This is a genomic window from Teichococcus wenyumeiae, from assembly GCF_003696345.1.
Lineage (GTDB): Bacteria > Pseudomonadota > Alphaproteobacteria > Acetobacterales > Acetobacteraceae > Pseudoroseomonas > Pseudoroseomonas wenyumeiae.
The window spans coordinates 149,451-170,847 of record NZ_RFLX01000004.1; the positions used below are offsets into that span (position 1 = coordinate 149,451).

The 21,397-nt window shown below is 69.8% G+C and carries 18 protein-coding genes; 5 read left to right on the forward strand and 13 right to left on the reverse strand.

Annotated features, from left to right (window positions below; all coding sequences use genetic code 11):
• Positions 1–10 precede the first annotated feature (10 nt).
• Positions 11–1,204, forward strand: coding sequence for a M20 aminoacylase family protein (locus tag EBE87_RS07985; RefSeq protein ID WP_120636694.1), 1,194 nt, complete (start codon positions 11–13; stop codon positions 1,202–1,204).
• Positions 1,205–1,267: 63 nt separating this feature from the next.
• Positions 1,268–2,017 (forward strand): DUF6065 family protein, encoded by a 750-nt coding sequence (locus EBE87_RS07990; protein WP_120636695.1) that lies wholly within the window; start codon positions 1,268–1,270, stop codon positions 2,015–2,017.
• On the opposite strand, the gene EBE87_RS07995 is transcribed toward EBE87_RS07990, so the two are convergent.
• Together EBE87_RS07995 and EBE87_RS08000 are read right to left on the reverse strand one after the other, a co-directional pair.
• On the reverse strand, positions 2,014–3,354 hold the full coding sequence (locus EBE87_RS07995) for an ATP-binding protein (protein WP_120636696.1): 1,341 nt from the start codon (positions 3,352–3,354) through the stop codon (positions 2,014–2,016). The genes EBE87_RS07990 and EBE87_RS07995 overlap by 4 nt on opposite strands.
• Before the next feature lie 7 nt (positions 3,355–3,361).
• Positions 3,362–4,108, reverse strand: coding sequence for a response regulator (locus EBE87_RS08000; RefSeq protein ID WP_120636697.1), 747 nt, complete (start codon positions 4,106–4,108; stop codon positions 3,362–3,364).
• Positions 4,109–4,213: 105 nt separating this feature from the next.
• On the opposite strand from EBE87_RS08000, the gene EBE87_RS08005 reads away from it, so the two are divergent.
• Together EBE87_RS08005 and EBE87_RS08010 are read left to right on the forward strand one after the other, a co-directional pair.
• Positions 4,214–4,858 carry a DNA-3-methyladenine glycosylase family protein gene (locus tag EBE87_RS08005; RefSeq protein ID WP_158600801.1) on the forward strand — a complete coding sequence of 215 codons (645 nt, stop codon included), beginning with the start codon at positions 4,214–4,216 and terminating at the stop codon, positions 4,856–4,858.
• Between the two features lie 23 nt (positions 4,859–4,881).
• Entirely contained in the window at positions 4,882–6,066 is a 1,185-nt protein-coding gene (locus tag EBE87_RS08010) for an aminotransferase (protein WP_120636746.1), read from the forward strand.
• Positions 6,067–6,372: 306 nt separating this feature from the next.
• Here EBE87_RS08010 and EBE87_RS08015 read toward each other — a convergent pair whose 3' ends face one another.
• From EBE87_RS08015 to EBE87_RS08040, 6 genes are all read right to left on the reverse strand, one after another.
• Positions 6,373–6,603, reverse strand: a complete 231-nt coding sequence (locus EBE87_RS08015; RefSeq protein WP_120636699.1) for a hypothetical protein — start codon at positions 6,601–6,603, stop codon at positions 6,373–6,375.
• Between the two features lie 109 nt (positions 6,604–6,712).
• Entirely contained in the window at positions 6,713–8,026 is a 1,314-nt protein-coding gene (locus tag EBE87_RS08020) for an aspartate aminotransferase family protein (RefSeq protein ID WP_120636700.1), read from the reverse strand.
• 2 nt (positions 8,027–8,028) lie between these two features.
• Positions 8,029–9,084, reverse strand: coding sequence for a phosphotransferase (locus EBE87_RS08025; protein WP_120636747.1), 1,056 nt, complete (start codon positions 9,082–9,084; stop codon positions 8,029–8,031).
• 79 nt (positions 9,085–9,163) lie between these two features.
• Positions 9,164–10,750, reverse strand: coding sequence for a PhoX family protein (locus EBE87_RS08030; protein WP_120636701.1), 1,587 nt, complete (start codon positions 10,748–10,750; stop codon positions 9,164–9,166).
• Positions 10,750–13,047, reverse strand: coding sequence for a molybdopterin-dependent oxidoreductase (locus tag EBE87_RS08035; RefSeq protein WP_120636702.1), 2,298 nt, complete (start codon positions 13,045–13,047; stop codon positions 10,750–10,752). Before EBE87_RS08035 ends, EBE87_RS08030 begins: the two co-directional genes overlap by 1 nt.
• A 37-nt stretch (positions 13,048–13,084) precedes the next feature.
• Complete coding sequence (locus EBE87_RS08040; protein ID WP_233553028.1) at positions 13,085–13,648, reverse strand: DUF2585 domain-containing protein; 564 nt, start codon at positions 13,646–13,648, stop codon at positions 13,085–13,087.
• Between the two features lie 101 nt (positions 13,649–13,749).
• Here EBE87_RS08040 and EBE87_RS08045 point away from each other — a divergent pair, with 101 nt between their 5' ends.
• On the forward strand, positions 13,750–14,985 hold the full coding sequence (locus EBE87_RS08045; RefSeq protein ID WP_120636704.1) for an O-antigen ligase family protein: 1,236 nt from the start codon (positions 13,750–13,752) through the stop codon (positions 14,983–14,985).
• A gap of 4 nt (positions 14,986–14,989) precedes the next feature.
• Here the strand turns inward: EBE87_RS08045 and EBE87_RS08050 are convergent, their stop codons facing one another.
• From EBE87_RS08050 to EBE87_RS08070, 5 genes are read right to left on the reverse strand one after another with little or no spacing between them, the layout of a single operon-like run.
• The gene (locus tag EBE87_RS08050) at positions 14,990–15,814 is read right to left on the reverse strand and encodes a creatininase family protein (RefSeq protein WP_233553030.1); all 825 of its coding nucleotides are present in this window, start codon (positions 15,812–15,814) and stop codon (positions 14,990–14,992) included.
• Positions 15,815–15,853: 39 nt separating this feature from the next.
• A complete protein-coding gene (locus tag EBE87_RS08055; protein WP_120636705.1) occupies positions 15,854–16,828 on the reverse strand; it encodes an ABC transporter ATP-binding protein in 975 nt (324 codons plus the stop codon).
• Positions 16,825–18,669 (reverse strand): dipeptide/oligopeptide/nickel ABC transporter permease/ATP-binding protein, encoded by a 1,845-nt coding sequence (locus EBE87_RS08060; protein ID WP_120636706.1) that lies wholly within the window; start codon positions 18,667–18,669, stop codon positions 16,825–16,827. Before EBE87_RS08060 ends, EBE87_RS08055 begins: the two co-directional genes overlap by 4 nt.
• Positions 18,666–19,616: an ABC transporter permease gene (locus EBE87_RS08065; RefSeq protein ID WP_120636707.1), complete on the reverse strand. Its 951-nt coding sequence runs from the start codon at positions 19,614–19,616 to the stop codon at positions 18,666–18,668. The genes EBE87_RS08060 and EBE87_RS08065 overlap by 4 nt, the downstream gene beginning before the upstream one ends.
• Positions 19,616–21,133, reverse strand: coding sequence for an ABC transporter substrate-binding protein (locus EBE87_RS08070; RefSeq protein WP_120636708.1), 1,518 nt, complete (start codon positions 21,131–21,133; stop codon positions 19,616–19,618). The genes EBE87_RS08065 and EBE87_RS08070 overlap by 1 nt, the downstream gene beginning before the upstream one ends.
• Positions 21,134–21,397 lie beyond the last annotated feature (264 nt).

Consider the following 21,397-nt stretch of genomic DNA (forward strand, 5'->3'; position numbering starts at 1 on the left):
GACGCTTCTCATGGACGAGACCCTGCTCTCCACCCTGCGCGGGATGCAGCCTGAACTGGCTGCCATCCGTCAGGATATCCACGCCCACCCGGAAATCGGCATGGAGGAGGAGCGGACCTCCGCCCTCGTCGCCGCCAAGCTGCGGGAATACGGGCTGCAGGTGGAGGAAGGTATCGGCAAGTATGGCGTGGTGGCGACGCTGAAGGGCCGCCTGCCTGGCCAGCGCGCCATCGGCCTGCGCGCCGACATGGATGCGCTGCTGATCAACGAGGCGACAGGCCTGCCCTATGCCTCCACACATGGCGGCAAGATGCATGCCTGCGGGCATGACGGCCACACCACCATGCTGCTGGGCGCGGCCAAGTACCTGGCGCAGAACCCGGATTTCGGCGGCACTGTCCATTTCATCTTCCAGCCGGCCGAGGAAGGCCGTGGCGGCGCCGTCGCCATGCTGAAGGACAAGCTCTTCGAACGCTTCCCGGTCGATGCGGTCTATGGTCTGCACAATGAGCCGGGCATGCCGCTGGGCCTTTTCTCCACCCGCCCCGGCCCGGCGATGGCGGCCAGCGACCGCTGGGAAGTGACCTTCCGCGGCACCGGCGGCCATGGCGGCGCCACGCCGCACCTTTCCACCGATGTCACCATCGTGCTGGCGCAGTTCGTGATGGCGCTGCAGACGGTGGTCAGCCGCAATGTCGCCGCCGTGGATTCCGCCGTGATCAGCGTCGGCGCCATCGAGGGTGGCTCCTTCGGCTCCACCAATGTCATGCCGTCCGTGATGCGGATCGGCGGCACCGCGCGCTCCTACGTGCCGGCGGTGCGGGACCTGCTGGAACGCCGCATCGCTGAGCTGGCGCACGGCATCGCCGCCAATTTCGGCTGCACGGCGGAGCCGGAATACCATCGCGGCACCACCGCGCTGGTGAACCACGCGGAGCAGACCTCCATCGCCGTTGCCGCCGCCGGCGCCCTGGTGGGCGACGGCAAGGTTGATTCCAATGCCCCCCCGACCACCGGCGGCGAGGACTTCGCCTTCATGCTTGAGGCACGCCCGGGTGCCTTCATGTTCATGGGCCAGGGCGCCGGTGGCGCGACGTCCGAGGGCCTGCATACGCCGACCTACAACTTCAACGACGACGCCATTCCCTTCGGCATCGGCTACTGGGTCAGCCTGGTGCGGCAGGAGATGGGCGCGGCGGCCTGAGGCCTTCACGCTCTGTTAAACCAAGGCCGCTAGCCTCCCTCCATGCTTCGGAGGGAGGCCAGAATGGCCGTGGATGCACCGGACCGGCGGCTGATCGCCTATACGCTCGACAGGCCCCTGCCGCCGATCGAGCCCGCCCCTGTGCGGCGAGAATGGATGGATGCCTCGCCGCAGGGCTTCGCCTATCGCTGCCTGCCACTGACCATCGCCAATAGCCATGGCTGGGTGGTGCTGGGTGAAAGCACCTTCGACGCTACCTGGAATGGCGGCGATCAGCCCGGCGACATCGCGCTGCACTTCGTGGGCGATGCGGTCTCGCCGCCCGTCAGCCATTTCGGCGCCGGCATCCTGACCTTCCACGTCAATGCCCTGCTGCGCACCCCGCCCGGGCTGAACCTCTGGGTTTCAGGCCCGCCCAATGCGCTGAAGGATGGCATCGCCCCCCTCTCCGGCGTGGTGGAAACCGATTGGGCGCCCATGACCTTCACCATGAACTGGCGCTTCACCCGCCCGCACCACCCGGTGCGCTTCACCGCCGGCGAACCCATCTGCTTTTTCTTCCCGGTGCCGCGCGATCTTCTCGCGGCCATGCAGCCGGAAGCCCGCCCCTTGGCGGAGGACCCAGCGCTGTATGCGGCCCATCACGGCTGGCGGCAGTCCCGGAACGGCTTCAATGCCGCCCTGAAGCAACCGGGCAGCGAGGCCCAGGCGCAGGGCTGGCAGCGGCACTACCATCGGGGCCGCGCCCCCACAGGCGAGAGCGCGGTCCATGGCCATGCCACGAAAGTCCAGGCCCGCCCCTTCCCTTCCTAGACCGGCAGGGTCACCACCGCCGCCAGCCCGCCTTCCGGCCGGTTCCGCAGCACCACGTCGCCGCCATGCGCGCGCAGGATGTTGCGGGCAATCGGCAGCCCCAGGCCGGTGCCGCCGGTTTCCCGGTTGCGGCTGACTTCCAGGCGCCGGAAGGGCTGGAACACCGCTTCCAGCGACTCCTCGGGAATACCCTCGCCTTCGTCCTCCACCCGCAGCGTCAGGATGCCGTGGGAAGGGGCGTCGATCACCACGCGGGCCATGCCGGCGTAGTTCAACGCATTGGCGACGAGGTTCGCCAGCGCCCGCTTCAGGGCGATCGGGCGGCCGCGAATCCGCAGCCTGTCCGGCCCTTCGTAGGAAATGGCTTCCGGCGGCAGTTCCGGCCGAGCATCGGCGGCCTCGTCCAGCACAGTCCGGCATAGCGCGGCGAGGTCCAGTGCCACCGAAGGCTCGGTAGCGGAATCGTCGCGGGCAAAGGCCAGGGTGGCATTCACCATGGCCTCCATCTCGTCGAGATCGGCCAGCATCTTGCGGCGCTGCTCGTCGTCGTCCAGGAATTCGGCCCGCAGCCGCAGGCGGGTGATGGGCGTGCGCAGGTCGTGGCCGATGGCCGCCAGCATCTGCGTGCGGTCCCCGACAAAGCGGCGGATGCGTTCGGCCATGGTGTTGAAGGCCCTGGCGGCGGTGACGACCTCGCTGGGCCCGACCTCGGGCAGCGGCGGCGCATTGACGTCACGCCCCAGCCGGTCGGCCGCATGCGCCAGGGCGGAAACTGGCCGCACCAGCCGCCGCGTTGCCCAGAGGATCAGCGCCAAGGCGGCGCCGGTCATCAGCATGAAGGCGATCAGGAAGGTTTCGGAATGCCAGGGGCGCGGCGGCGGCAGCGTCAGCCACATGTTCAGCCAGGGGCCATCCGGCAGGCGCATGGCCACCACCAGCATGCCGGGGCGCGGGCCACTGGCCACCAGCGCCTCACGCGGGCGGAAGCGCGGCGGGCTGGAGGCGATCAGGTCGAGCTGAAACAGCCGCACCAGCGCCAGTGGCGCACGCGGCATGCCGGGCCGCACGGCGGGCATGTCGGAAAGATCAGCGGCCAACCCATCCGGCAGCTCGATGTCGAAGAGCATGGATTCGCGCCGGTCCGGCGGCGCCAGCATCACCGTGCGCCAGATGCCGAAGGCACGCGCGCTGATCTCGCGCGAAACGCCGAGGCGCTGCAGGTCCACCCGGTCCAGGGCATGAATGGTCAGCCCCGCCGCCTGCACCAGCATCAGCGCCAAGGTCAGAAAGACGGCGGTACGGCCAGCCAGACTGCGCGGCAGGAGCTGCCGCATCATGGTTGGCTCACCCAGCCGTGCCTTCCAGCCGCTCTGAAGTCTTGTCCACCGTCGCCGCCAGGACATAGCCGCCACCCCGCACCGTCTTGATCAGGCTGGGGTTGCGCCCGTCATCCTCCAGCTTCCGCCGCAGGCGGGAGACAGCGACATCGATGGCACGGTCGAAAGGCCCGGCCTGCCGTCCGCGCAGCAGGTCCATCAACATGTCACGCGTCAGCACGCGGTTGGGGCGCTCCACCAGCACCATCAGCAGCTCGTATTCGCCGCCCGTCAGGGGCACCTCCACCCCATCCGGGTTCAGCAGACGGCGGCGGGCGGGTTCCAGCGTCCAGCCGGCGAAGCGGATGGCCTTGGGCGGCGGCTCCTGATTGCTGCCGCTCTCGCCGCTGGCGCGGCGCAGCACGGCGCGGATGCGCGCCAGCAGCTCACGCGGGTTGAAGGGCTTGGCGACATAATCGTCCGCCCCCAGTTCCAGCCCGACGATGCGGTCGGTTTCCTCGCTCATCGCCGTCAGCATCACGATGGGCACATCGGACTGGCTGCGGAGCCAACGGGCGAAATCCAGCCCGGACTCGCCCGGCAGCATCAGGTCCAGCACCACCAGGTGGTAGCGGCCGAGCGGCCAGAGGCGGCGCGCCTCCCGCGCATCGCGCGCGGCGGTGACGCGGCAGGATTGCCGTTCGAGGAATTTCGACAGCAGATCGCGGATTTCCCGGTCGTCATCGACAACAAGGATATGCGGAGGCGGTTCCATGACTTCGACCATAGCAATGATATGGCATCAACGCCGTCAGCCATTGTTACAGGCTTTTGCCGCCATGTGCTTCGTTTCCCTTCGTTGCAATTCGGCAGATGCCGCATGAGCGTGGCGACCCCGCCGCCCTGGTTCCGGCCGGGAATCGAGGCCCTCTGCGCCCTGGACCCCGACTTCGCCTGCATCGAACCCGCCGCCGGACCCCTGCCCTGGCGCTGGCGCCCGCGTGGTTTTGCCGGGCTGGTGCGGACGGTGCTGGGGCAGCAGATCAGCAACCAGGCCGCCGAGGCCATCTGGCGCCGCTTCGCCGCCCTGCCTGGGGCGCTGGAGCCCGCAGGAGCCCTGGGGCTGACGGATGAGCAGTTCCGGGCCGCCGGCCTTTCGCGTCCCAAGGTGGCGCATCTGCGCTCCCTGGCCGCCGCGGCCCTGGACGGAACGCTGCGGCTCGATACCCTGGGCAGCATGGAGGATGCCGAGGCGGTCGCGCATCTCGCCGCCCAGCGTGGGCTCGGCCCCTGGACGGCGCAGGTCCATCTGCTCTTCGCCGAGGCGCGGCCGGATGTCTTCCCGCATGGTGACGTGGCGCTGGCCGCCGCGCTGGCGCATCTGAAGGGCCTGCCCGAGCGGCCCAGCCCGCGCGCGCTGACGCTGATGGCGGAAGGCTGGAGCCCGTGGCGCTCGCTGGCCGCACGGCTGCTCTGGCATCATTGGCGGCATGTCACCGGGCGACCGGCTGGTGAGTCCGACTAGCCTGTGCCACCTTGCCTGCCATCATGCCCAGCTTCCGCCTTTCGCGCCGCGTTGCCGCCACCGGCGCGCCCCCCATCCCCGCCGCCCGCGCCTGGGCCGCCCGCTACCAGGGCGGTGCCGGGCCGATGATCGACCTGACCCAGGCGGTCCCCGGCTATCCGCCGCATCCCGAGATGCTGGAGCGGCTGGCCAGTGCCGCCGGCAGCCGCGCCTGTGCCGGCTATGGTGCCATCGACGGCGACCTGCCGTTGCGCGAAGCCCTGGCGGCGGATGTCTCCGCCTTCTACGGCGCGCAGGTCGGCGCCGGGGACGTGACCATCACCGCCGGATGCAACCTGGCCTTCACCATGGCCATGACGGTTCTGGCCGGCACCGGCGACGCCGTGCTGCTGCCGACGCCCTGGTACTTCAACCACCGCATGGCGCTGGAACTGCTGGGCATCGACGCCATGCCCTTCGAAACCAGTGCCGAGGACGGCTTCGTGCCGGACCCGGAGCGCCTGGAGGCGGCGCTGACGCCACAGGTGCGCGCGGTGGTCCTGGTCAGCCCCAACAACCCCACGGGTGCCATCTACCCGCGTGAGGTCATCGCGCGCATCGCCGCCACCTGCCGCCGCAAGGGCATCTGGCTGGTGCTGGACGAAACCTACCGCGACTTCCTGCCCGAAGACGCCTGCCCGCCGCACGACCTGTTCCAGGACCCGGAATGGCGGGATGGCGTGGTGCAGTTGTATTCCTTTGCCAAGTCCTACTGCATCCCGGGGCACCGTGTTGGCGCCATCCTGGGTGGCGGCGCATTCCGCACCGAATTGCTGAAGCTGGTGGACACCATGCAGATCTGCCCGCCCCGCACAGCGCAGGCGGCACTGGCCTGGGCCGTGCCGGCGTTGCGGGAGTGGCGGTTGGCCAATCGCGGCATCATGCAAGGGCGCGCGGTGGCCTTCCGCAACGCCATGCAGCAGGCGCCGGAATGGCGCATCGATGCACTGGGAACCTATTTCGCGTATCTGCGGCTGCCGAGCCAGGCGCCGGATGCCACCCGGGCCGCCGAAATCCTCGGCAGCGAACACGGCCTGCTGACCCTGCCCGGCCCCTTCTTCGGCCCAGGGCAGGAACGGCACCTGCGCCTGGCCTTCGCCAATGTCGAGGAAGCGGCGCTGGCGGCCATGCCAGACCGCCTGCGCCTTCCTGGAACGGTTCCGGCCTGAGCCGGAACCATATGCCTCACCAGCGGCGTGGTGGCGGCGGCGGCGGATAACGCCGGCGGCGGCGGCTGCGTGGTGGCGGAGGGGGCGGCGGCCTGCGCCAGGGGCGGCGACGACTGCGGTAACGGTAGGGCGGGGGCGGCTGGGCCTCCGCCTCGCCAGGGGCGGCGACGGTCGCGGCGCCAGCCAGCCCGAGAGTCGCTGCGAGTTGGAACAATAGGCGACGTCTCAGCACATCCACCTCATCATGTGATCGTTGCCTAGCGCCAACGCGGCTGTAGCGACCTTGTTCCATGAAAAAGGCGTAAGCTAGGCCGTCAGCCAGAGCGCGGCCCAGGCTATGACCCAGCCGGCCAGGATGCCGATGATGCCGCCTACCATGCCCTCCCGCAGCAGCGGATGGAGGCGAAGGTTCAGCAGCGCCAGCCAGAGGCGGCGGAGCGGCGATGCCCGCGCCACCTGCCAAGAGGCGCGGGGCGGCCAGTGCGGCCGCTGCCGCAGCGGGGGAGTAGCGAGGGAGAAGGCAGGTTCCTGCGGCATGGGAAGAACATGAACATAAAGAGAACACTACCGTCAAGCGGCGTGTGAACCCTTTTTGTTCTCCTCAATCCGGGTGTTGCGGCGGCGCTACGAAACGCCGCCGGCAGCCTCAGCCGATCTCGCCGAGCACCGCGTCCACGCCTTCCAGGAAGCGGTCCGCATGTTCCCGCTGGAAGACCAGCGGCGGGCGGATCTTCAGCACATTGGCATGCGGCCCGGCGGCGCTGATCAGGATGCGGCGTTCCCTCAGGCCGTTCACCAGCTTGGCCGTGATCTCGCCATCCGGCTCCCGCGTGGCACGGTCGCGCACCAGTTCCACGCCGATGAAGAGCCCGGCGCCGCGAATGTCGCCAATGGCCTCGTGGCGCTGGGCGAGGCTGCGCAACCCCTCGCGCAGATAGGCGCCGACATCCCGGGCGTTTTCCACGATGCCTTCGTTCTCGATCACCTCCAGCACCGCCTGCCCCACGGCGCAGGAGACCGGGTTGCCGCCGAAGGTGTTGAAGTAGCGCGTGCGCTCCCCGAAGCGCTCCAGGATTTCCGGCCTGGCGACCATGGCGGCGATGGGGTGGCCGTTACCCATGGGCTTGCCCATGGTAACCATGTCCGGCAGCACGCCGTGGCGCATGAAGCCCCACATGGCCTCACCGGTGCGGCCGAAGCCGGGCTGGACCTCATCCGCGATGAAGAGCCCGCCGGCCTCGCGGATCGCCGCCACCGCCGGCTGCAGGAAGCCCGGCGGGTCGGAGAAGACGCCGTCGCTGGAGAAGATGGTGTCCACCAGCAGCGCGGCGGGGCGGATGCCATGGGCCGCCATGTCGGCGATGGCTTCGCGCACGGCGCGGCCGAAGGCCTCCCCGACATCCTGGCCATTGGCGCGGTACAGGTCGGGCGCCGGCACCGTGCGCACATGCGCGCCCAGGGTGATGCCATCCCCCAGCGAGGGCGACATTTCCGAGATCGCCACGGTGACGCCGTGATAGGCCAGCCGCGTCACGATCATGCCGGTGCCGCCGGTGAAGCTGCGGGCGGCGCGATAGGCCAGGTCATTGGCCTCGCTGCCGGTGCAGGTGAACATCACGTGGCTCAGCTCGGGCGGGAAATAGCCCAGCAGCTTCTCGGCATAATCGAGGATGGTGTCGTTCAGGTAGCGGGTGTGCGTGTTCAGCACCGCCGCCTGCCGCGACAGCGCCGCCACCACATGGGGGTGGCAGTGCCCGACGCTGGCGACGTTGTTGTAAACATCGAGGTAAGCGTTGCCGTCCGGATCGTAGAGCCAGACCCCCTCGCCCCGCACGACATGCACCGGGTTGGCGTAGAACAGTCGGTAGGCCGGGCCCAGCAGCTTCTGCCGCCGCGCGATCAGTTCCTGCTCACGCGGGGCGATGCCATTGGTGGCCTTGGCATCGAAGGCATTGATCATGCTCACGGGGCAGTGGTCCTTGCGCAGGCGGCGTGGAAGATGGCGCGGGCTTCGTCGCGCGGGATGGCGGCCAGGCGCTCCAGCCCGGTCCAGGAACGTGGCGCATTGCGGAGGATATAGGCCGCATTCTCCGGCTGCAGCCGCGCGCGCCAGCCGCTGATGGCGACGCTGATGACGCCGCGCACCGCGATCAGGTCGAAGAGGATATCCAACTCCTCCGGCAGCAGCGGGCAGACGGCATGGAAGGCGGCGGCCATCTCCGCCGGCCCTTCCAGCGGATGGCCCTCCGGCGGGACGTGGTAGGCGCAGGCGGTGGCGAGGTCCTGCACCAGCGGCGCATGCACCATGTCGCCGAAGTCGATGACGCCGGCGATGCGCGCATCCTCCACCGCATCGGCCAGCACATTGTGCGGGTTGAAGTCGTTGTGGATCACCTGCTTCCGCAGGTTCCGCATCACCGGCAGCGCCTTCTGCTCGAACACATCCAGCAGGCGCTCCGGGATGGCGCGGCGGGCGGGGTCCTCAATGGCCGCCAGCAGCCCCCGCGCGCGGGCGGCGTGCTGGATGTCCCAGAGCAGCACATGATGCTGCGCGGGATGGCTGAAGCCTTGCAGCGCCAGGTCCAGCCGCGCCAGCAACGTGCCGAGGTTGCGCCGCTGTGCCGCGCTGGACGCCGCGAGATGCAACGGCCGCCCCGGCAGCCAGGAATAGACGCGCACCAGCCGCAGGGGCTGCCCCGGCACCTCGTAGGGCACCGCCAGGGGCAGCCGGGCGCGCGGCACCGGCAGGCTGGGGTCCGCTTCCGCCAGATGCAGCAGCGCCTGGCCCTGGAAATCGGTCACGTCCGCGTCCTCGGCGGGATGGACCACCTTGAGCACGTATTCGCCGCCATCCGCGGCCCGCAGATGGAAGTTACGGTCCCGCTCGCCGGTCAGCGGCGTCGCCACCGCCTCCAGCCCGAAATGCGCGCGGGCCAGCGATGTCACTTCGTCAGTGGAAACAGGCGGTACAGGCGCGTCCAGTACCGCGCCCAGGTGGTCGGAAGGCATCAGGTCCATCGGTTCCCGGCTTGGATGGGAGGACAGTGTCAGGGCCAGGCTGGCGCCGCGCAACCGCCTGCGGCCGCGCGGAACCACCTCAGCCGCCCACGGGGCCGCCATTCTCCCGCGCAAAGGACATCAGGGTGCTGCGCGGCGGCACGGCCGGGTCGAACTGTGGCCAGCGGGTGCCGGGGCGGGCGTAATCGGAACCCGGATTGGCCCCCGGCGCGCGCGCCACGCTGAACAGCGCCTGCCCATCCGGGCTGAAGGCCGCGCCGCCGATACCGGCCCCGAAGGGTGCGCCATAGATCGGCAGGGGCAGCCCGCGCCCAGGCCCGTCGGTATCGCAGCCGTAAAGCGCATCCGGCGCCTGCCCGATGCGCCCGGCGTGGTCGGTGCCGATCCAGAGGCGCCCGCGCCCATCCACCGCCAAGGTCGTCGGCGCATCCGGCCAGGCACTGCCAAGCGTCGCGAAGCGCGCCGGAGGCTGCCCCCCGACCAGCAGCAGGCTGGCCGCCGCGGTCTCCGCCCCGTGGTCGCCGCCGGCGGGGATGATCTCCACTACATGGCCACTGCTGCTGCCGGCCAGCGGATTCAGGGCATCCACCTGCTCCGGCCGCCGGGCGGCATTGCCACGGCAGGCCAGGTAAAGCCGCCCGGAACGTGGGTCGATCGCGAGGCCCGAAGGCACATCGAAGGCCACGGCAGCGGCCTGGCTGGCAGCCGCCAGCGGGTTCAGCGTGGTCTCGGCGCCGCTGGGCAGGGCAGCCCAGGCGAGGCCCCGCCCATCCAGGCGCGCCACCGACAGGGTGCCCGCATCCAGCGCATCCGGCGCAGCGGCCGGGCCGGCCGAGATGAAGCGGAAAAGGTAACCGAAGGCGCGGCGGTCCGTCATATAGACCACCGCGCGGCCATCCGCCGTCAGTGCCGCCGCCGCATCGCCACGCGGAAAGCGGGCCAGGGCGCTGCGCTTGGCGGGAATGGACTGCGGGTCCAGCGGGTCCAGCTCCACCATCCAGCCGAAGCGCGTGCCTTCGTTGAAGCGCGGGTGCAGGTCGCGCAGGCGGGTCAGCCAGGGCGCCGGATCGTCCTCGCCCAGCAGCAGCGTGCCCCAGGGCGTGGCGCAGCCGCCGGAGATGCCGAGCAGGCCCTGGACGGTATCGCCCACCGCCTCGGCGGCAGGGCCTGTGATGCGGCAGAGCGTATCGGCCGTCAGCCGGCGGGACTGGTAGCCGCCATCGACCACGATCCAGCGCCCGCCCTGCTTCTCCATGTTGAGCAGGGAGGCGCCCTGCGTCATCGCCGCCACCGTCGGATGATCCCGCCCGTCGGGGAAGGCCATGGCGGGGTCCACGGTGGGATGCGCCACCGCCAGAATGGCGCGCGCCACGCCATCCGTGGCGGGCGGCGCCGGCACCAGGGCGCAGATGCGGGCATCCCAGCCGAACTGGCTGGCGGCCGCCTGGGCGGTAGGCCGGCGCGGGTTCCATTCCGGCGCGTCGAAGGTGACACGGTCGCCCCAGCGCAGCAGCACGGTGCGGCGATAGCCGGGCGCCACCGTATCATCCGGCTTCAGCGGCATGGCGCGCGGGGGAATGTCCAGTGTCGTCACCTGCGCCTGCGCCGCCAGGGGCAGCAGCGGCAGGATGGCGGCAGTGGCCAGGAGGCTGCGGCGGTGGAGCATCAGGCTGCCTCCTCGGCAATGGCGGGCGGAGTGAAGACGGTGACCTCGGGCAAGGCGGCCGTGAAGCGCTCCACCTGCACCAGGCAGGACTGCGCGGCGCAGCCCTGGCCCAGGCGGGAGGTGCCGACATCCTGCGTCAGGACATTGGGGTTGCCGTGGCGATCCAGGCCATCCCCGGCAGGGTCCCACCATGCCCCGGTGGCCATGGCGACGACGCCGGCGCGAATGCCCTCATCGAGCCGCAGCCCGCCGAGGCAGGCGCCACGGTCGTTGAAGACGCGCACCACATCGCCATCCGAGAGGCCCCGTGCGGCGGCATCCGCCGGGTGCATCAGGATGGGCTCGCGGCCCTGGATCTTGCTGGCGGCGGCCACGCGCCCCTGGTCGAGCTGCCCATGCAGGCGTGTCGCCGGCTGATAGGACAGCAGGTGCAGCGGGAAGCGCGCCGCCGCGCTGGCACCGAGATACTCGGACGGCGCCTGCCAGCGCGGATGCCCGCCGATCTCGGCATAGCCGAAGCCGGCGATGGTCTCCGAAAACAGCTCCACCTTGCCGGAGGGCGTGTTCAGTGGATGCGCCGCCGGATCCCGCGCGAAGTCGGAGAAGAGGACGAAATCCTCCTCGGGCGGCGGCGTCTCGACATAGCCCTCGGCCCAGAAGCGGTCGAAATCCGGCGCGTCGAAGCCGATGCGGGTGCAGGCGGTGCGCCAGCGTCCGTAGAGGTGGCGCAGCCAGGCATTCTCGTCACGCTGCTCGGTGAAGCGGTCGCGGAAGCCCAGGGCCTCCGCGATGTCGGCCAGCATGTCGTGGTCGTTGCGCGCCTGGGCCTGCGGCGGAATGGCCTGGTGCATCGCCCGCACGAAGCGGTCGGAGGAAGAGGAGCCGATGTCGTTCCGCTCCAGCGTCGTCGTCGCCGGCAGCACGATATCGGCGTGGCGGGCGGGGGCGGTCCACCAGGGTTCCTGCACCACCACGGTGTCGGCGCGGCACCAGCCGCGCAGCAGGCGGTTGAGGTCCTGGTGGTGGTGGAAGGGATTGCCGCCGGCCCACCAGATCATGCGGATATCGGGCAGCGGGATATGGCGGCCGTTGTATTGCAGCACCTCCCCCGGCCGCTCCAACAGCTCCGTGACGCGGGAGACAGGGATGGCGGTGCCGACGGGATTGCGGGTGGCCGGCATGGAAACGGAAGGCAGGTTCAGGCGCGGCGTGCCCATGCCGTTCATGCTGCCATAGCCGAAGACCACCCCCTGCCCCGGCTTGCCAATGCCGCCCAGCATGGAAGCCAGCGCCACCAGCATCCACCAGGGCTGCTCCCCATGTTCGGCGCGCTGGAGGGACCAGGTGGCGGTCAGCATGGTGGGCAGGCCGGCAGCTTCCAGCGCCAGTCGGCCGATGGTGGCGGCGGGGACCTCGGTGATGGCCTCGGCCCATTCCGGCGTCTTGGGCGTGCCGTCGCTCTCGCCCAGGATATAGGGGCGCAGCTTCTCCCAACCCGCGCAGTGGGTGGACAGGAAGCCCCGGTCTTCCAGCCCTGCCGCCAGCATGGCATGCGCCATGCCAAGGATCAGCGCCGTATCGGTATTGGGGCGGATGGGCACCCATTCCGCCTGAAGGAAATCCGGCGCATCGCCCCGGAAGGGCGAGATATTGACGAAGCGCACGCCCGCCGCCGCCACCTGACGCAGCCAGGGCACGTATTCATGCGCGCCGGCGCCGCCCGCCGTGATCAAGGCATTCTTCAGGGGCAGCCCGCCGAAGCACAGCATCAGCTTCGTGTGCTTCACGATGCTGGGCCAGTCCGTCACCTTGCCCTGAATGACGTCGTTGGTGCCGAGGATATGCGGCATCAGCGTCATGCCGGCGCCATAGGAGTAGTTCGTAACCTGCGTGGTGAAGCCGCCGCCCAGGCCCAGGAAGCGCTGCAACTGGCTGCGCGCATGATGGAAGCGCCCGGCCGAGGACCAGCCATAGGAGCCGCCCAGGATGGAGGCATGGCCGAACTCGGCGCGCACCCGCCCTGTCTCCTCCGCCACCAGCCGCGTGGCCTGGTCCCAGGAGACCGGCACGAAGCTATCCCCGCCCCGCAGCGAACCCCGGCGCTCCCCCCGCAGCCAGCCGGCACGGACATAAGGCCGGTCGATGCGCGTGCGGGCATGCACGGCGTCCGGCATGGACTGGATCAGCGTGCTCGGCGAAGGGTCACGGGCAAAAGGACGCACGCCAGTGACGCGGCCATTCTCCACGACGGCATCGAAGCTGCCCCAATGCGCGGCATGCGGTTTGATCTCGGCCATAGGGCAACTCCTTCTCGGGGCGGAAGCTAGGATGCTTTCAGCCAGCCTGCCAGTTGCGGACGGCGTCGTTCGGCCACAGCAACATCAGGACATTCAGTGTCAGGTTGTCGCGGATCGCCAGCAGCGCGGCCAGTTCCAGCGCCAGCACCAGCAGCACCGAGGCCCAGACCGGTAGGCGTGCCGCAAGCGCGAAGCCCAGCAGCATGGCCACAAGATCGGCCAGGGAATTCACTACGCTGTCGCCATTGTAGCCCAGCGCGATGGTGGCATCGCGGTAGCGGCCGATCACGGCGGGGGTATTCTCCACCACCTCCCAGGCCGCCTCGACCAGCGTGGCCAGCACGGCGCGCAAGGGCAGGCTCCTCCCCGGCAGCAGCCAGCGCGCGGCGGCATAGAACAACAGCCCATGGACGATGTGGGAAGGCGTGTACCAGTCGCTGAGGTGCTGGGAATTGCCGGCGCTGTTCACCTCTCCATGCCACAGATCGATGGTGCCGCAGGTGCAGATGGGCACGCGCCCCATGGCCAGCTCGATTGCCGCCATCGCAACGGCGATGCCCAGCATGGCAAGCCCGGCCCTGCCCCATTCCCGCTTGTTCATGCGCATCCCGCCCCTGTGCCGCTCCCGCTATGTCCCGCAGCGGCTTCCGCCGCAACCAGGCGGCGGTTCCGGGCGCGGCGGAATTGCCCTAAGGCCTTGGCATGACCCCGCAGGTTCAGCACGGCGCTTCCATCGACTGGCGCGCCCCGACCTTCCCCCTGGCGATCGCCGCGCTGGTCGCGCCCTTCGCCGCCGTGCTGCAGTCCAAGGCCATGACGCCTTTGGGGCTGCTGGCCCTGGTGGGGTGCATCCTGCTGGCACGCCTGCGCCAGGGCGCCTGGCCTTGGCCGCGTGGCGCCGCCTTCTGGGCCGGCATGGCGCTGGCCGGCTGGGGAACGCTCTCGGCCCTCTGGGCCATCGATCCCCGCCGCAGCTTCTCCGAAGGCCTGTCGGTGGTCGGCATGGTGCTGCTGGCCGGCGCGGCCGCCCGCGCTGCCGCGCAGGATGCGCCGGAGCAGCGCCGCAAGCTGGGCGGCGCGGTGCTGATCGGCCTCGGCATCGGGCTGGCTGCCGCCTTGTTCGACCATCTCAGCGGCAATGCCCTGCGCGCCGGAGTCCGGGGGCTGCATGAAGCCCCGGCCAGCCTCGCCTTCGGCCTGAAGCCGGCCGCATCCGTGATGGCCTTGCTGCTGCCGCTGCTGGCGGGCGCCTCCCTGGCACCACGGTGGCGGGTGGGTGCGCTGCTGCTTGGCCTCGCGGTTCTGCTGGTCCTTCCCGGAGACACCGCCAAACTGGCGGCGCTGGCGGGCGTGCTGGTGGCTGGCGCCGTGGCGCTCGCGCCGCGCCGCATGCCGCAGGTGGTCGCCGTGGCGCTGGCGACCGTTTTGCTGGCCACACCTGCCCTGCTGGCGCCTGCCATCGGCATCATGGGGCCGCGGGTGGAGCGGCTACCGCCTTCCGGCATCCATCGGCTGCTGATCTGGGATTTCGCCCTGGGCCGCGCGGCCGAGAAGCCGCTGACCGGCTGGGGCATGGAATCCGCCCGCATCCTTCCCGGTGGCGAGGCCAGGCCGGACCCGCTGCGCCTCGGCGTGACAGACCCCAATCTGCGGATCTGGTTCACCCAGCCGCAACTGCGGCTGCTGCCGCTGCACCCGCATAACGGCCCGCTGCAGATCCGGCTGGAACTGGGATGGATCGGCGCCACGCTGGCAGCCCTGGCCCTGCTGATGCTGGGGCTGGCGGCGGCACGCTGCGCCGTGCCCGCCGCGGCGGCCGGTGCCCTGGCCTCGGGCTTCGTCACCTTCTTCGCCAGCTTCGGTGTCTGGCAGAACTGGTGGCTTTGCGCGGCGGCGCTGGCACTCACCATCGCCGCCGCGCTGCCGGCCCGCCGCTAGGGCGCTACGCCGGCACCTTGCTGGCGAAATGCGCGGCGAAGCGGGCGACGATATCCGTCAGCTTCTCCACCAGCGCCTGTCCGGTCTCGGCCGAGCAAAGCTTCGGGTCACCTTGGGCGACGCCATCGTGATAGGTATCGTCGTATTCCATCGGCAGGCCGATCTCGGCGCCATTGAAGCTGGCGGTGCCGAGGCCCGTATAGGGCAGGCCCAGGATGCTGTCCTTCTTCAGCGACTTGCCTTCCGGGATCAGGTCCTTGCGGATCAGTTCGGGAAAGAGATGCATGCCGATGCTAGTCAGCGGGTCCGCGCCATGGCCGGAGACCGCCTTGGCCTTCTCGGCGCCAATCAGGCCCGGCAACAGGCCGTAGCTGATGCGCCAGAGGTAGAGGCTCGGCAGCACCACCTTCTTCTCCTGCCACAGCGTGCGGGCCACCTCGGCGATCGGGCCGACATTGCCGCCATGGCCGTTGATGACGACGATGCGCGTCAGGCCATTGCGGTGCAGGCTGGCCACCATGTCGGTGATGACGCTGGCCAGCGTCGCCTGGCTGATGGCGATGCCGCCGATCATCGGACCGAACCAGTCGGCGCCGCCGAAGGGCAGCACCGGTGCCACATAGGTCGGCGTGCCGGCCTCGGTGGCGCGGATGGCGGCGAGCTCCGCCACCTTCTCGGCCAGCAGGTAGTCGCCCATGGGCGCATGCGGCCCCTGGTCCTCGTGGCTACCCATGGGCAGCAGAATGATCGGGTTCTTGGCGAAGGCTTCGCGCCCCTCCCCACCGGTCAGCGTGCCCATGTGAACCTTGGGCTTGGTCAGTGCAGCCACCAGTCTTCACTCCGTTCTTTTCGTTGAGGGCCCGGCGGATCAGGCGATCTCTTCCGCCCGGATGCAGGCGACGCGTGTTCCCGCATCGCCGAAGGGCCGCAGTTCCGGCACCACCTCCGCGCAGGCGTCGCGCGCATGGGCGCAGCGCGTGCGGAAAACGCAGCCGGAGGGCGGGTTCGAGGGGCTGGGCGGGTCGCCCTGCAACAGGATGCGCCTGGCCCGCCGCGCCGGGTCCAGCATCGGCGTGGCGGAAAGCAAGGCACGGGTATAGGGGTGGACCGGGCGCGCGAAGACGCTGCGCGCCGTGCCTTCCTCCATCACCCGCCCTAGATACATCACGATCACCCGGTCGCAGAGATTGGCGACCACCGGCAGGTCGTGGCTGATGAAGAGCATCGCCAGGCCCAGGTCCCGCCGCAGCTCGCCTAGCAACTGGATGACCTGCGCCTGGATGGAGACATCCAGCGCCGAGACCGGCTCATCCGCCACCAGGAAGTCCGGCCCGGTGGACAGCGCCCGCGCGATGCCGATGCGCTGCCGCTGGCCGCCGGAGAATTCGTGCGGGAAGCGCTGCGCATGGGCGGGGTCGAGCCCCACCTTGTTCAGCAGTTCCGCCACCCGCCGCTCCCGCTTCCGGCTTGGCAGCAGGCCGTGGATGGAGATGCCGTCGGCGATCTGGTCGCCGACGCGGCGGCGCGGGTCCAGGCTGCCATAGGGGTCTTGGAACACGATCTGCATCCGCCGCCGCAGCCGCCGCCATTCGGCGCGGGAGGCGTCGTTCACCAGCTTGCCGTCGAAGCGGACGCTGCCCTCGGTCGCCGGCATCAACCCCAGCATCATGCGGCCCAGCGTGCTCTTGCCGGAGCCGCTTTCGCCCACCACGCCCACGGCTTCCCCGCGCGCAACGGAAGCATCGATATGCTTCACCGCCTGTACCGGCCTTCCCTTGCGGAACAGCCCCTTGCCGGGAAAGGTCTTGGAAAGACCGACAGCTTCGATCAGCGGCGCGTTCATGCCACGGCCTCCGTGGGCGTCAGTTCATGCCAGCGGATGCAGCGCACCTGCCGCTCCGCGCGGATAGCCTCCAGCGGCGGCGGCGCGGCTTCGCAGGCGGCGGTGGCGAAACGGCAACGCGGCGCAAAGCGGCAGCCGACCGGGAAGTTGTGCGGCGGCGGCACGATGCCCGGAATGCCCAGCGGCGGTTCCTCGCCTTCCGGCACGGCGGCCAGCAGGGCGCGGGTATAGGGGTGCAGCGGGTTGCCGAAGACTTCCTCGACCCGGCCCTGCTCCACCACCTGCCCGGCATACATCACCGCCACCCGGTCCGCGATCTCGGACACCACGCCCAGACTGTGGGTGATGAAGATCATCGCCATGCCGGTCTCGCGCTTCAGGTCGTTCAGCAGGTCCAGGATCTGCGCCTGCACCGTCACGTCGAGCGCCGTGGTCGGCTCGTCGCAGATCAGCAGCTTCGGGTTGTTGGCGATGCCCATGGCGATCATCACGCGCTGCCGCATGCCGCCAGACATCTCATGCGGATAAACCCGCAGCCGCTTGGCCGGATCGGCGATGCCGACGCGCTTGAACAACTCCTCCGCCTTGGCCCAGGCCTCGGCCGAGGAGATCTTCTGGTGCGCCTGGATCGCCTCCACCACCTGCGCGCCCACGGTATGCACCGGGTTCAGGCTGCTCATCGGGTCCTGGAACACCATGGCCATGGGTCCGCCGCGCAGGGCGCGCATCTCCGGCTCGCTCAGCCGCAGCACGTCCTTGCCGCCCAGCCAGGCATGGCCTTCCACCGGCACCGCCACCGGCGGCAGCAGGCCCATCACGGCGGTGGCGGTGACCGACTTGCCGGAACCGCTCTCGCCCACGATGGCCAGGGTCTCCCCGGCCCGGACGGAGAGCGAGACATCCTGCACCGGGCGGATCGGCCCACGCGGGGTGGCGATCTCCACCGTCAGGTTCTGCACCTCCAGCACCGCATCGCTGCGCGGCGCGGGGGCCGGCACCAGTCCGGGGAACACGCGGTCCACCAGGCGGAGCCTGCGGCGCCCGGCGGGCGTGCGCGGGTCCACCGCGTCGCGCAGCCCGTCACAAAGCAGGTTCATGGCCAGGATGGTCAGCGTCAGCGCCGCACAGGGCCAGAGCAGCAGCATCGGCGCCTGTTCCATCGTGGCGCGCGCCCCGCGGATCATCAGGCCCCAGGAAGGTGCCGGCGGCACCACGCCCAGGCCCAGGAAGGACAGCCCGCTTTCCAGCACCACCGCCGAGGCGACGGCCAGCGAAAGCTGCACCAACACCGGCCCGGCCACATTGGGCAGCACGGTGCGGAACAGGATGCGCCAGGTCGGCGCCCCCAGGGCACGCACCGCCTCGACATAATCCAGGCTGCGGGCGGAGAGCACCTCGGCATAGGTCACGCGCGCGAAGCCCGGCAGGTAGAGCACCGAGAGCACCAGGATCAGCGTGCCCGCGCCCGGCCCCATCAGCGTCACCACCAGCAGGGCCAGCAGCACGGGCGGGAAGCACAGGATGATGTCCATGCTTCGCACGGTCAGGATCTCGCCCAGGCCACGGAACCAGCCGCCGATCAGCCCGAAGGCGGTGCCGATGACGCCCGCGATGATGGCGGAGGCGAAGGCGACGCCCAGGCTGGTGCGCGCGCCCCAGATGAGGCGGGACAGCACGTCGCGGCCGAATTCATCCCGCCCCAGCGGCGAGCCGGCCATGGGCCCGGCGAGGCGGTTCGCGATGTCCTGCCGCACCGGGTCCGCCAGCCCCAGGATAGGCGCGGCGATGGCCAGCAGAATGATGAGCGCGACGATCGCGCCCGGAATCCAGAGCTTCTTCATGCCGTGCGGATCCGCGGATCGAGGGCGGCGTAGAGCAGGTCCATGATCAGGTTGATCAGCAGGAACAGGCCCGAGATGGTCAGCACGATGCCGACGACCATCGGGTAGTCCCGCGCCTCCACCGCGCGCAGCAGCGGCGTGGAAAGGCCTGGCCAGTTGAAGACATATTCCACCAGCACCGTACCGCCGAGCAGCGTGCCCATGTGCAGGCCCAGCACTGTCAGCACCGGCGTCAGCGCGTTGCGCACCACATGCTTCACCAGCACGCGGGTGGGCGAGATGCCCTTGGCGTGCGCGGTGCGCACATAGTCGCGGCTCAGCGCGTCCAGCACCGAGGCGCGGGTCATGCGGAAGACCACCGCCGCCAGCCCCTTGGCGATGGCGAGGGATGGCAGTGCGAGAAGCGTCAGGTGCTGCCAGGGATTCTGCGCCAGCGGCACATAGCCGCCCGCGGGCATGATGCGCAGGATCTGCGCCAGCACCAGCACCAGCACGGTGCCGACCACGAAGACCGGCACAGCCAGCAGCAGCGCCGCCGCGCCCGAGGCGATGCGGTCGAAGAGCCCGCCCCGGTGCAGCGCCGCATAGGTGCCGGCGGGGATGGCGATCACCACCGCGATCAGCGTGCCGGCCAGGATGAGTTCCAGCGTGCGCGGCAGGCGCAGCGCGATCTCGTCCAGCACGGGGTATTCATCGACCAGTGAGACGCCGAGGTCGCCACGCGTCAGCCCCAGCAGGAAATGGCCGTACTGGTCCAGCAGCGGCTGGTCGAGCCCCAGCCGCTCCCGCAGTTCCGCCACCGCCGCCGGGTCAGGCGAGACGCCGCCGGTGGAGAGCAGGATCTCCGCGGGGTCGCCCGGCACCATGTGCAGGGTCATGAAAACAATGGTGGCCACGATCCAGGCCAGCGCGAGGGAGATGCCGATCCGGCGCAGGAGCCAGCGCATCAGCCGAGATACGCTTCTTCGAGCATGGCGCCGGACAGGGTGCTGAGGGCGCCGGGCAGGTTGGTGAAGCCCTTGACCTTCCTGTCCATGGCATAGCCCTGGCTGCGCCAGGCGAGCGTGACCAATGGTACCTCCTCCAGCGCGGCGCGCTGGAATTCCTTGTAGGCTTCGATGCGTTTGGCCTGGTCGAATTCCCCGCGCCCCTTGGCCAGGGCGGCAACCGTGCGCGGCGCCTGCAGGGCGAAGGACCGGCCATGGGATGGGGAGAGCGTGGTGTCGAAGATCGGCGTCAGCCCATCCGGGTCGTTGCTATCCGCAGAGACGCCGTGGATGGCCATCTCATACTGGCCGCGCTGTCCCTGGCTGACGCGGGTGGACCAGTCCGGCAGGCGCAGCTCGCACTGGATGCCGATGGCGGCCAGATGCTGCTGCACCACCTCCGCCGTGTCCTTGTGCATGCCGTATTGCGCGGTGGAGAGCAGCGTTGTCTGAAAGCCGTTGGCGAAGCCGGCCTCGCTCAACAACGCCTTGGACCGCTCGGGATCATAGGCCCAGCCCTTCGCCAGTTCGGCGTCGTACCAGGGTGTGTCCTGCACCATCGGCACACCTTCCAGCACCGCGCCGCGGCCGAAGAAGGCCGCCTTCACGATCTCCTCACGCCGGATGGCATGTGCCACCGCGCGGCGGACGCGAGGGTCCGAGAAAGGCCCCTTGGAGCCATTGAACAGGATGTCCATGAAAGGGCCGGTGGTGGCGTCCAGCTTCAGGCGCGGGTCGGCCTCCACGGCGGACATGGCCTGCCAGGGCACATATTCGATCATGTCCACGTCGCCGGACTGCAGCGCCGCCGCGCGCAGGTTCTCGTCGGCATAGACGACCATGTTGACAGTCCTGATCTTGGGCAGGCCCTGCCAGTGATTCGGCACCGCTTCCAAGGTGATGGAACTGCCGCGTTCCTGCGCGGCGATGCGGAAGGGACCGGCGCCAACCGGCTCGCGCGCTTCCGACCTGTGCCAGATCAGCCCCATGTTGTAGCCGGCGAACCAGTCCGGAAAGGCTGCCACCGGCTGCCGGGTATGGAAGCGGATGGTGTGCGGGTCCGGGGTCTCGATCCACTCCACGGCCTGGAACTGCGCGCGCATATAGGCGGTCGATTTCTCACCGCCGATCTGTTCGACATTCCAGCGGATATCGGTGGAGGTGACCGGCTCCCCATTCTGGAACGTCGCGTTCGGGCGCAGCTTGAAGACCCAGGCCCCGTCGGCCGGATCACGCGACCAGGATTCCGCCAGTTCCCCCCGCAACTCGCCCTTGGCGTTGTAGGAGATCAGGCGGCGGTGAAGCAGCATCTTCACCGTACCAGCGGCGCCGCCCGTGCTGACCCAGGGTTGCAGGTTGGGCGGGTAGGCCGAGAGCCCGAAGCGCAGCGTGCCATCCGCCGGCTGTGCCCGCGCCGGACCACGGAGAAACGGCAGGGCGGCACCGGCGGTGAGAAAGGCACGGCGTGTCGGGGTCATGACGGGTCTCCGGAACAGAGCCAGCGGCAGGGGCCGCTTTTTCGGGTCGGGCGAGCACAGGTGGTTTCCGCATGGCCGCCTGGACAGCGGCGTCACCACAACCAGCAGGTTGCAACCGCATGGCAGCATCCCGGCAGAATTGGCGCCACTTTTTTTTCGGGGGTGAAAGGCTGCGAGGTACCGCTTTGGCGGTTTAGCGCACAAAAAATCAGCAGAGGATGCTGGATTGGCAGGCGAAATGGCATCCGGCTCTGGTTTCGCACA